We start from the raw sequence: 11441 nt of genomic DNA on the forward strand, positions 1-11441 counted from the left end.
GGCATGACCAATCCCTTCGGTGATGTCGGCACCGCCAAGTACGTTCTCCTGACCACGTTCACCAAGGACGGCACCCCCAAGCCGACACCGATCTGGGCGGCCCTCGACGGGGATCGGCTCCTCATGTGGACTCAGCGGGAGTCGTGGAAGGTCAAGCGGATCCGCAACACTCCCCGCGTCACGGTGGCCACCTGCGATCGCAGTGGAAAGAATGTCGGCCCGGCCATGGAGGCTGTCGCCGAGGTTCTCGACGACGCGGGTACCGCCCGCACACGCGACGTGGTGATACAGAAGTACGGCATCACCGGACGCATCGCCGTCACGATGAGCTCCCTGTTCAAGGGCAAGAACAGCACTGTCGGTCTGGCGCTCCGCGTCGCCTGACACCCGCAGCCGGTGTCGAGTAGACCTCACCGAACATCTGCCGGCTCCCGCTGACACTCCATGTTCCCGGAGGAGTTGCAGCATCAGCGGGAACGTGGAACGTCCGCGAGAAGCTGCGACCCCGGTTCGAACATGCGTTCGAGTTTCTGTCGGTGGTGTAGGTTACTGTGTGGTCAGGTCGTCGGGGGCGACCTGATCGGGCATCACCGGGGGGTGAATTCGTGTACGACGCACCAGTTTCCGTCGATGTGCTGGTGTCGGCGAAGGTCGACGCCCAGGCTTCGTTCGCCCGCACCGTGGCCGCGTCGTGCTCCTACATCCACGAGGAATCGCGGCGCCCCGCGGTGCTCGGTCCGGGTGGAGTGTTCGACGCCGATGCCGCCGAAGCGTGCGCGGTCGCCGAAGTCGCGTCGGCGCTGTCGGTGTCCACCGGGACGATCACCGAGTGGCTGTTCTTGATTCGTACCGCCCGTCCGGCGGTGCAGGAAGCCTTCGATGCGGGCAGGTTGGCGTACACAGCGTTCCGCACGGTCTGCCGATCACTTGCCGGGGTTCCGAACGCCACCGAAGCGCTGCTGCAGCGGGTGATCGCTGCCGCATCCCGCTGCACCCCGGGTGCGGTCACGTCGGCGATCGACCGGATCCTCGCCGACTTCGACGCCGAGTGGCACCGGCACCCCGGGTGCGGTCACGTCGGCGATCGACCGGATCCTCGCCGACTTCGACGCCGAGTGGCACCGGATCGTCCGGGAGCGTGCGGCGCTGGAGCGGGCCGCGACCGTGCGGAAACTCCCGCGCGGTCAGGCGGAGCTGATAATCCGTGGTCCGGCGGAGAAGGTCGCCGGGATGTGGCGGAACATCGCCGCTGCTGCTGCGCGGGGGGTGACAGATCCGACGTCGTTGCCGGCGCGGTTGTTCGACGCCGCCCACGCTCTCCTGACGGGAGCCGTGTCGGGGGAATGCACGAACCGTGCCGTGATCGTCCTCGATGCCGCCACGGCGGCGGGGTTGGCGGGGGAACCCGGTCACCTCGTCGGCTGGGGACCGGTCCCGGCCGATGTGGCCCGCACGATCGCAGAGGATGCGACGTGGCAAGGGCTCATCACCGCCGCGCGCGACAGCCAACACCACCCACCCGACCCGGAACCCGATCCACCGGTTCCGGTCGACGGCAGGGAGGTTCGCCGCACCCGCCGCATGCCGCCGGGCTGGACACCCACTTCGGGGAAACTGGGCAGCACGAGAGCCAGAAAGGTCAGGGAGCAGGTCGAGTACCTTCGCACGCTCCCACCATCAGCATTGGACCGTGCCGTCGAGAATCCCGACGGTCACGGTGGTTTCGTCGTGCCTCCGGACGGTGCACTGGTCTACCGGCCGTCGGAGGCGACCGCAGCGCTGGTGACAGCGCTGTATCCGACGTGCGTCCACCCGGGGTGTGCGGTGCCGAGTGAGGACTGCGACCTCGACCACGTCGTCCCGTTCGACCACACCGACCCACAGAGGGGCGGCTGGACCGTAACGGGCAACCTCGAACCCTTGTGCCGCCGACACCACGGACTGAAGACCCGCAGACAATGGCACTACCGCATGCTCCGCGACGGCATCGTCCACATCCGCGACTCACACGGCAACGACTACCTCACCGCACCCGGCGAATGAGCGGACTACTGAGCCTCACTGACGGAGGACATGTGGAAGTCCGGGACCCGCAACGGAGGCATCGCCGCGCGGGTGAACCAGTCCGACCACTCACGCGGCAGGGTGGGCACCGTCGTGCCCGCCTCCGTGGCGCGCCGCAGCAGGTCCAGCGGGCTCTCGTTGAAGCGGAAGTTGTTGACAGCAGCGGTCACTGCACCGTCCTCCACGAGGTACACGCCGTCCCGGGTCAGACCGGTGAGCAGCAGCGTCGTGGGGTCGACCTCGCGGATGTACCAGAGGGTGGTCAACAGCAGACCCCGCTCGGTGCGCGCGACCATTGCGTCGATGGAACCACCCGAGCCGCCCGTCATGATCAGATTGTCGCCCGGAGCTGTTGCAGCGGTACCGAATTCGACCGCCGCGGAACGCGGATACGTCAACGAGGTGATGGCGCCGTCCCGGAGCCAGTCGACACGGTCGGCGCTCATGCCGTTGTCGAACACCGATACGGAGTCGCTCGACGAGCCCGTCACGACGAACGGTGCGTACTCGAGGCCGGGCTCGGCCGGGTCGGAGTACATGGTCAAACCCAGCGTCCCCAACTGCTCGCCGATACGCGTGCCGCCGGGGGCCGACAGAGCCGTTCGCCCTTCGTGAGCCCCGCGGCCTTCCATCATCCACATCAGGTCGATCATCAGATCGGCCACCGCGGACGGCGGGAGCAGGGTCTCGTACCGTCCGGCAGGCAATTCGACTCTGCGAGCGGACCAGTCGAGCCGGCGAGAGAGTTCCGCCAGCGCCGCATTCATGTCGATATCGACGAAGTCCCGTGTGCCGGTGCCGACCCAGGCGCTGGATCCGTGTGCGAGCCCGCCCCGCTTACCGTTGATCTCCAATGATCCGGTGGGCTCGACGTGGCGGCGGCGTACACCGGCGGAGGTCCCCAACCAGATGGTGCGAACGGTGTGGTGCGCGAACCCGTACAGCGCGTCGGCCCCGTCGAAGCCCTGCGCAAGTCCCGGAACGACAGAATCGAACACCTCGATGCCGGTCCGTGCCGTGACGTCGCCCCAGCCGGCGTCCACGTCGTCGGCCGTGATCAGAGGCATCGTATCGGTAGCCGGCTGAGCGGCGCGCGCTGCGTCCTCGGCGGCACGGACGACACCGGCGACATCGTCCGGATCCATGCTCGTCGACGACACGGTGCCCACCCGGGCAGTGTCGCCGTCGCGGACGATCGACACGACGATCCAGGAGCGGGAGTCGCCGACACCGTTGGTGGTCATGGAATTACCTGCCCACCGCAACGACGCTTCCGACGTGTCGGCGACGATGACGACGGTGTCGGACACCGTGGCGTACGACAGTGCACGTTCTATTAGGTCGTGGCCGCCGAGGACGATGTTCGCGCTCACTGTCCTGCCTCCGATCGCGTATTGAGGACGTTGACCGAGCGGAACAGTGCCGCCGGGCACCCGTGCGACACCGCAGCGACCTGACCGGGTTGAGCCTTTCCGCAGTTGAACGCCCCGCCCAGCCGCCAGGTCGACGGACCGCCGACCGCGTCCATCGAGCCCCAGAAGTCCGTCGTCGTGGCCTGGTACGCCATGTCGCGTACCTGACCGGCCAGAGCGCCGTTCTCGATGCGGAAGAATCTCTGCGCCGTGAACTGGAAGTTGTAGCGCTGCATGTCGATCGACCACGATTTGTCGCCGACCACGTAGATGCCGTGCTCGACGTCCGCGATCAGATCGTCGACGCTGCGATCGACCTCCGGATCGGGTTGCAGCGACACGTTCGCCATCCGCTGGATCGGCACGTGGTGCGCGCTGTCCGCGTAGGCGCAGCCGTTGGACCGCTCGAGACCCAACCGTGGGGCGAACACTCGGTCCAACTGGTACCCGACCAGCACACCCTTGTCGACGAGGTCCCACGACTGCGCCGCGACACCGTCGTCGTCCCATCCCGTGCTCGACAGGCCGTGGCGTTCGGTCCGGTCGGCAGTCACGTGCATGATCGCGCTTCCGTAGCGCAGGGTCCCCAGTTGATCCGGCGTCGCGAAAGAGGTTCCCGCATAGGCGGCCTCGTAGCCGATGGCTCGGTCGTACTCCGTGGCATGGCCGATGGACTCGTGGATGGTGAGCCACAGATTGGTCGGGTCGATGACCAGATCCGTGAGCCCGGCCTCGACGCTGGGAGCTTTCGACTTCTCCGCGAGCCACTCGGGTATCCGGGCCAGTTCGTCGTCCCAGTCCCACAGTCCGTCGCCGCCCGTACCGGCCGAGGTCAGGTACTCCCATCCCCGCCCGACAGGCGGTGCGAGAGTGCGCATGGAGTCGAAGCCACCGGTCGCCGAATCGACGCTCACGGCCTCGATCTGCGGGTGGAGACGTACCCGTTGTTGCGTGATGCGGGACCCGGCGAGGTCGGCGTAGAACGTCTGCTCCTTGACCTGCAGGACGGACGCACTCACGTGGTCGACACCGTCGGAGGCCAGCAGCCGACCGGAGTACTCGCTCAGCAGGCCCACCTTGTCCGAGGTCGAGACATCGAAGGGATCGATGGCGTAGTCGGACACCCATGTCGCGTTCTCGTACACCGGCTCGGCCGCCAGAACGACGCGCTCACGGTTGAGATCACGCAGAGCCTGCGCCACCCGCACCGACCGCGATGTCACGGCCACCGCCTCGTCGACCGTCAGCACGACACCCGACGCGAAGCCCCAGGTGCCGTCGACGACGACGCGCACAGCCATGCCGACTGTCGTGCCCTCGACACTGGACTGGACGGCACTGTCGCGCAGACTCAACGACTGTGTCCGGAGCCGATGCACCCGCAGGTCGGCGTGCGTGGCACCGGCGGCACGGGCCGCGGTCAGTGCCGCGTCCGCGAGCGCGTGAAGCGGTAGGGCGACGAAATCGCTGTCGACATCTCTCACCTGCGTCACGCTAGCCGAACTGTTGCCACCCCAGTCGGATGACGAGCGCGAAGACGACCACCAGAAGAACCACGCGCACGAACCCGGCGCCGCGGGAGATGGCCATGCGCGATCCGACGAGGGAACCGGCCACGTTCGCCACCGCCATGGCCAGACCGAGAAGCCACAGCACGTCGTCGGTCGCGGAGAAGTACAGCAGGGCACCGATGTTGGAACCGAGATTGAGAACCTTGGCCATGGCCGCGCTGCGCACGAATTCGGTGCCCAGCAGTGTCGCGAACGTGATGATCAGGAAGGTGCCCGTACCCGGGCCCAGGATTCCGTCGTAGAAGCCGATGGCCACAGCAGCAGTGACCACGACGATCGCGATCCTGCGCCGGGTCGGCGGATCACCGACCACCACTCCGACCGTGGGGCGCACCGTCACGAGCACTGCGACGCCGATGAGCACCACCAACACGATCGGGATGAAGAGGTCCTTGTCGATGAGGCTGACCGTCGCGGCGCCGAAGGCGGACCCCACCGCCGCCACGACGCCGGCGGGTGCGAGAAGTCGCCAGTCCATCGGGACCTTGCGCGAGAACGTCAACACCGCCGCGGTGGTCCCGGCGACGGACGCCAACTTGTTGGTGGCCAGCACCGTCTGCTGCGTCGTGGCCGCGGGCGTGACCAACAACAGCGCGGGAAGCAGGATCAGGCCGCCGCCACCGACCACGGCGTCCACCCATCCCGCGGCGAGTGCGGCGACCAGCAACAACGACCAATCACCGACACCCATGCGGCCATTCCATCACGACTGCGGGACTACGATTCACCCACGATGCGCCGATTCAGTGAGTGGCTCCGCGACCGTCCGTTCGGGGTCGACTGTGCGCTGGCGGTGTCACTCTTCCTCATCGAACTCACGGCCGTCGCTGCCGTGCGACAACCGCTCGTCTACGTGGCGATGGCGGTCGCCGTGTCCACGCCGATCGCCTGGCGCCGCCGCTACCCGGTGGCCGCCGCCTGGACGGCGCTCGCTCTCGGCCAGGTCGCGACACTGATGGTGTGGGCATCGGAGGAACCACGCACGCTCCCGCCCGGGCAGCTCGGCTTCGTGGTGATGCTCTACACGTTGGCCGTGTACACCGACCGGCGCACGACCCTGCTCTTCGCGCTAGGCCTCGCGGCTGACATCGTCGTCGTTCGACTCGTGCTCGGGTCCGACTGGACCTCCACGATCTTCTTCGTTCTGCTCTACGCCCTGGCCTACATCACGGCGGAGTTCCTCGGGACTCGCCGCGCCTACGTCATGGAGGTTCGGGCGCGACTCGCGGTCGCGGAGTCGGACCGCGATCGACGAGCAGTCGACGCGGTCTCCGCCGAGCGCACCCGTATCGCCCGCGAACTGCACGACGTCGTCGCGCATGCGGTGAGCGTCATGATCGTGCAGGCGGACGGAGCGTCGTACGCGCTGCGGTCCGACCCGGACCGTGCCGAAGCCGCGCTCGCGAACATCTCCGCCACCGGGCGCACCGCGCTGACGGAACTACGCCGGACGGTGTCGCTGCTGCGCACCGACGACAGTTCCGAGTCGCATCCCGAGTACGGCACCGCGGCGCTGGCGAAGATCGTGGAGATGATGCGCGCCGCCGGGTTGCGCGTGTCCATCGAACAGACGGGGGAACTCGACGACCTCCCACCCGCGGTCTCGCTCGGCGTACATCGGCTGGTGCAGGAGTCCCTGACCAACGTTCTGCGGCACGGCGGAGAACGACCGCGCGCAGCGGTGGCCGTGCGGCGTGAACCGGGCGCGGTGACCGTGTCGGTCGTCAACTCGTCCGAGGGCGACTCCCCGGTCCGCGACATCCACGAAAGCTCCGGGTTCGGCGTGATCGGCATGCGCGAGCGGGTCGCCGTCCTCGGTGGTGAGCTCCGCGCCGGCCCGTTGCCCGACGGGCGGTGGCGCGTCGCCGCGACACTTCCGGTCGATCAGGTGGCCTTCGACCGTTAGGTTGTCACCCGTGTCCATCTCGGTGCTCCTCGTCGACGATCAGGAACTGATGCGCATGGGCTTGTCGATGGTTCTCGGCGCCCAGACCGACATCGACGTGGTGGGGGAGGCTGCGGACGGTGCCTCGGCGATCGCCGCCGCGGCTCGGCTCCGCCCCGACGTGGTCCTGATGGACGTCCGGATGCCCGGCATCGACGGAGTGTCGGCGACGGAGCGCATCATCGCGTCGCAACCCGGTGTGCGGGTCATCGTGATGACGACCTTCGACCTCGACGAGCATGCCCTGGGTGCGCTCCGTGCCGGGGCCAGCGGATTCCTGCTCAAGGACACTCCGCCGGAGGATCTGGTGTCCGCCGTCCGCAGTGTCGCCGCGGGCGACGCCGTGGTGTCGCCGCGCGTCACCCGACGCTTGATCTCCCGGATGGTCGACGGAGAGCGGCGGACCACGGCGGGCACGTCTGCGGAGGTCGAATCGTTGACCGACCGCGAACGCGAAGTCCTCTTACTCATCGCGGCCGGGAACTCCAACGCCGAGATCGCGGCACACCTGTTCCTGTCCGAGGCCACGGTCAAGACTCACGTCGGGCGCGTGCTCACCAAGCTGGGCCTGCGGGACCGTGTGCAAGCAGTGGTACTGGCCTACGAGCTCGGCCTCGTCACGCCCGGCGCCTGAGCCGTTATCGGACCGAGTCCGAGCCGGGGAGAAAAAGCAGGGCCTCGACCGTTGGACAGGCAAGACGGGTTCGACCAGTCGCCGAAAGGACTCCCACGATGCCCCTTCTCTACTTCTTCCTCTACCTCGTCGTCGAGATCAGCGCCCTCGTGTGGCTGGCCTCGACGGTCGGCATCCTGTGGACCGTGTTCGCGGTCATCGCGCTGTCGGCCGTCGGACTGGTCAGCATCCGTTCCCAGGGCAGGAGGGTGCTCTCGGAACTCCGGTCGGCCAACGCGGGTCGACGCTCGCCCGGTGGAGCCGTCGCGGACGGCGCACTGGTCGCGCTCGGGTCGGTGCTGCTGACCATCCCCGGTCTGGTGTCCAGCGTGCTGGGTCTGCTGTTGATGATTCCGCTGACCCGCGCCGCGCTGCGTCCGATCATCGCCCGGTCGGCCGCGAAGCGCGTCGAGACGGCAGTCGCCTCCGGTCGCGCCTTCCCACCCGGAGCCTTCGGCCCTCGCGGATTCTCCGCGGGTCACGTGGTCATCGACGGTGACGTGGTCCAGGAAGACCCCCGGCGGACACCGCCCCAGACCTTCCAGGTGATCGACGGCACAACCGGCCGCGACGAACGCTGACCCGGCCGGACAGCGCGGCGCGAGCACCGGGCACACTGGCGTCGGTGAGTACGCAACTGCTGGTAGGCGGACGCATCTACAGTCCGTTCGCTCCCGATGCGACGGCCATGGCCGTCACGGACGGCGTCGTGGTCTGGGTGGGGGAGGACCGTCCGGGCCTCGCTCTTCACCAGGGTGCTGAGGTGGTCGACCTGGACGGCGCCTTCGTGACTCCCGCCTTCGTCGACACCCACGTCCACACCACGGCAACGGGACTCGCGCTGATCGGCCTCGACCTGACGGACACCCGCTCTCTCGCCGACTGCCTGCGAGCAGTGTCCGAGTACGCCGCCCGCGAGCCCGGTGCCCTCGTCTGGGGCCAGAACTGGGACGAGTCGGCCTGGCCCGAAGGCCGGGCACCGACGACCAGCGAGCTCGACGACGCGGCACCCGGCCGAGCGATCTACCTGTCCCGCATCGATGCGCATTCCGCGGCGTGCTCGACGGTGCTCCGGCGTGCATCCGGTGACGACGTGGTGGGGGCCGATCCGGAGTTGCCGTTGATCGCCGAGGCTCACCATGCCGCGCGGACCACGGCACTCGAACTCCTGAGTCCTGCCGGTCGTCAGCGGGCCCGCATCGCGGCTCTCGATCACGCGGCCGCCCACGGTGTGGCCGCGGTGCACGAGTGCGCGGGCCCGGACATCTCCGGTCGCACCGACTTGGCGGAACTGCTGGCCCTCGAGCACGGCGTCGAGGTCCGCGGGTACTGGGGCGAGGCCGTCACGACAGCCGACGGCGCGCGGGATCTGCTCGCCGCGACGGGAGCGCACGCTCTGGGCGGCGATCTCTTCGTCGACGGATCGATCGGCTCGCACACCGCGTGGCTGAATCAGCCCTACGCGGATCACGAGGGGTGCGGCCGCTCGTACCTGGATGTCGACGCGATCGCGGCGCACGTCTCGGCCTGCACGCAGGCGAAGATCCAGGCCGGCTTCCACGTCATCGGCGATGCAGCCACCGATGCGGTGGTCGAGGCCTTCGGCCGCGTCGTCGCCGAACTCGGCGGGCCCGCGGTGGCGTCGCGAGGGCACCGACTCGAACACATCGAGATGGTCACCGAGGATCAGGCCGCGAAGCTGTCGTCGTGGGGCGTCATCGTCAGCGTTCAGCCGGTGTTCGACGCCTACTGGGGCGGCGAGAGCGGGTTGTACAGCGCGCGACTCGGTCGCGACCGTGCACTCGCCCTCAACCCGCTCGCGATGATGGCGTCGGCGGGAGTGTCCCTGGCCATCGGATCCGATTCGCCGGTCACGCCGCTGGAGCCGTGGCGCGGCGTCCGCGCCGCCATGTCTCATCGCACACCCGGTAGTGCCATCTCCCCACGTGCCGCGTTCTCGGCCGCGACGCGTGGAGCGTGGCGTGCCGGCGGCGTCCGGGACGGGCTCGCCGGGACATTGGTGCCCGGTGCACCCGCCAGCTATGCGGTGTGGGAGGCAGGCGAGCTCGTGGTCAGCGCGCCCAGCGACACCGTCCAGCGGTGGTCGACCGACCCGCGCTCACGCGTTCCCGCCCTTCCGCGTCTCGATGCGGACACGCCGGATCCGACGTGTCTGCAGACGGTCCACCGCGGCAGCACGGTGTTCCGAGCGTGATCGCCCTCGCGCGGCTCCTGCTGTCCGCAGGAGCGGGCGCCCTGCTGTTCGCATCGTTCCCGCCGCGCCCACTGTGGTTCCTCGCCCCGGTCGCGTTGGCCCTGATCGGGTACGTGCTCACCGAGAAGGACGTGTCCAAGAAGGGTGGCTTCCTCTACGGCCTCGCGTTCGGACTCGGCTTCTTCCTCCCACTTCTTCCGTGGATCGGTGTGTACGTGGGTCCACTGCCGTGGATCGCGCTCGCCACGGCGGAGTCACTGTTCCTGGGGTTGTTCGGAGTGGCCGGAGTCGTGGTGTCCCGGCTGCCGTTCGCGGCCGTGTGGCTGACCGCGGTGTTCTCCGCCGTCGAGTGGTTGCGCAGCACCGTGCCGTTCGGCGGGTTCCCCTGGGGCCGATTGGCTTTCGGCCAGTCCGAGTCGGTGCTTCTCCCACTGGCATCCGTCGGCGGGGCACCTCTGCTCAGTGCCGCGGTGGCGCTGGTCGGGATGTGCCTGGCACTGGCGTGGAGGGCGGCGCGATCGCGCAGCACTCTCGCGGTCCTCGGACTCGTCGTGCTCGCGGCGGTCGGTCCGGTCGTCGCACTCGCCCTGCGCCCGGGTCTCGCCGGTCCGCAGGACGGCGACAGCACCATCACGATTGCCGCGATCCAAGGGAGTGTGCCGCGTCTGGGGCTCGACTTCAATGCGCAGCGGCGACAGGTGCTCGAGAACCACGTGAAGGAAACCGTCAGGCTGGCGGAGGACGTCGACGCCGGCCGTGCGCCGAAGCCCGACGTCGTGATCTGGCCGGAGAACGCGTCCGACGTCGACCCCACTCGGGACAGCACGGCAGCCGCCGACATCACGGCCGCGTCGGTGCGTATCGGTGCGCCGATCCTGGTCGGCGCCGTACTGGCCAACGCCGACGGGACGTCGACGAACACCGTGATCGCGTGGGACGGGACGGCCGGACCGGGCGAACGACACGACAAGAAGATCGTGCAGCCCTTCGGCGAATACCTGCCGTATCGCAGCTTCTTCCGACTCTTCTCCTCGTATGCGGACTCCGCCGGCAATTTCGTGCCGGGCGACGGTGACGGTGTCGTGCACGTGGCAGCAGGTGCCGGGAGGGACGAGATCGCCCTCGCCGTCGGCGTCGCGACGTGTTACGAGGTGGCCTTCGACCGAGCACCGACGGAGGCCGTGCGTGCGGGCGCGCAGATCCTGGCGGTCCCCACGAACAATGCGACCTTCGGCGACACCGAGATGACCTACCAGCAACTCGCCATGTCCCGCGTTCGCGCGGTCGAGCACTCCCGATCCGTCATCGTCGCCGCGACCAGCGGGGTCAGCGCGATCATCGCCCCGAACGGGTCCGTGACGTCGCGGACGGAGCTGTTCGACGCCAGCTACCTGGTGTCCACGGTAGGCCTGCGCACCGAGACCACCCTGGCTACCCGACTCGGACCGATTCCGGAGTGGATACTGGTCGCGCTCGGTGCTGTGGGCGTGATCGGCGCCACTGTAATCAACCGTCGACACCGGACTGTGCGGTCAGCGCAGTCGTCGTGACGCTTTGGTGG

General features: G+C 68.5%; 10 protein-coding genes. 7 read left to right on the forward strand and 3 right to left on the reverse strand.

Features of this window, described 5'->3' with window-relative positions:
• Positions 1–3 precede the first annotated feature (3 nt).
• Together ASG64_RS17495 and ASG64_RS21925 are read left to right on the forward strand one after the other, a co-directional pair.
• Positions 4–384 (forward strand): PPOX class F420-dependent oxidoreductase, encoded by a 381-nt coding sequence (locus tag ASG64_RS17495; protein ID WP_056074860.1) that lies wholly within the window; start codon positions 4–6, stop codon positions 382–384.
• A 615-nt stretch (positions 385–999) separates the two neighbouring features.
• Positions 1000–2043, forward strand: a complete 1044-nt coding sequence (locus tag ASG64_RS21925; RefSeq protein WP_056074865.1) for an HNH endonuclease signature motif containing protein — start codon at positions 1000–1002, stop codon at positions 2041–2043.
• A 5-nt stretch (positions 2044–2048) separates the two neighbouring features.
• Here the strand turns inward: ASG64_RS21925 and ASG64_RS17510 are convergent, their stop codons facing one another.
• Genes ASG64_RS17510 through ASG64_RS17520 form a run of 3 tightly spaced genes read right to left on the reverse strand, consistent with a single transcriptional unit; the run spans position 2049 to position 5738 of the window.
• The gene (locus tag ASG64_RS17510; protein ID WP_082518572.1) at positions 2049–3437 is read right to left on the reverse strand and encodes a metallopeptidase TldD-related protein; all 1389 of its coding nucleotides are present in this window, start codon (positions 3435–3437) and stop codon (positions 2049–2051) included.
• A complete protein-coding gene (locus ASG64_RS17515; protein WP_056074867.1) occupies positions 3434–4969 on the reverse strand; it encodes a TldD/PmbA family protein in 1536 nt (511 codons plus the stop codon). The genes ASG64_RS17510 and ASG64_RS17515 overlap by 4 nt, the downstream gene beginning before the upstream one ends.
• A 1-nt stretch (position 4970) precedes the next feature.
• Entirely contained in the window at positions 4971–5738 is a 768-nt protein-coding gene (locus ASG64_RS17520) for a TSUP family transporter (protein ID WP_056074868.1), read from the reverse strand.
• A 42-nt stretch (positions 5739–5780) separates the two neighbouring features.
• Here ASG64_RS17520 and ASG64_RS17525 point away from each other — a divergent pair, with 42 nt between their 5' ends.
• The 5 genes from ASG64_RS17525 to lnt all read left to right on the forward strand — a co-directional run bounded on the left by ASG64_RS17525 (position 5781) and on the right by lnt (position 11430).
• The gene (locus tag ASG64_RS17525) at positions 5781–6953 is read left to right on the forward strand and encodes a sensor histidine kinase (RefSeq protein ID WP_042575699.1); all 1173 of its coding nucleotides are present in this window, start codon (positions 5781–5783) and stop codon (positions 6951–6953) included.
• 10 nt (positions 6954–6963) lie between these two features.
• The gene (locus ASG64_RS17530; protein WP_042575698.1) at positions 6964–7626 is read left to right on the forward strand and encodes a response regulator; all 663 of its coding nucleotides are present in this window, start codon (positions 6964–6966) and stop codon (positions 7624–7626) included.
• Positions 7627–7724: 98 nt separating this feature from the next.
• A complete protein-coding gene (locus tag ASG64_RS17535) occupies positions 7725–8246 on the forward strand; it encodes an FxsA family protein (protein WP_082518573.1) in 522 nt (173 codons plus the stop codon).
• Between the two features lie 44 nt (positions 8247–8290).
• Positions 8291–9880, forward strand: a complete 1590-nt coding sequence (locus tag ASG64_RS17540; protein WP_056074870.1) for an amidohydrolase — start codon at positions 8291–8293, stop codon at positions 9878–9880.
• Positions 9877–11430 (forward strand): apolipoprotein N-acyltransferase, encoded by a 1554-nt coding sequence (lnt, locus tag ASG64_RS17545; protein WP_056074873.1) that lies wholly within the window; start codon positions 9877–9879, stop codon positions 11428–11430. Before ASG64_RS17540 ends, lnt begins: the two co-directional genes overlap by 4 nt.
• Positions 11431–11441: the final 11 nt, after the last annotated feature.

The organism is Rhodococcus sp. Leaf247 (assembly GCF_001426185.1).
Lineage (GTDB): Bacteria > Actinomycetota > Actinomycetes > Mycobacteriales > Mycobacteriaceae > Rhodococcoides.

Bases quoted from the DNA above. Each gene is read 5' to 3' on its own strand.
- ASG64_RS17495 (WP_056074860.1), top strand. From the start codon at position 4: ATGACCAATCCCTTCGGTGATGTCGGCACCGCCAAGTACGTTCTCCTG.
- ASG64_RS17520 (WP_056074868.1), bottom strand. From the start codon at position 5,738: ATGGGTGTCGGTGATTGGTCGTTGTTGCTGGTCGCCGCACTCGCCGCG.
- ASG64_RS17525 (WP_042575699.1), top strand. From the start codon at position 5,781: ATGCGCCGATTCAGTGAGTGGCTCCGCGACCGTCCGTTCGGGGTCGAC.
- ASG64_RS17535 (WP_082518573.1), top strand. From the start codon at position 7,725: ATGCCCCTTCTCTACTTCTTCCTCTACCTCGTCGTCGAGATCAGCGCC.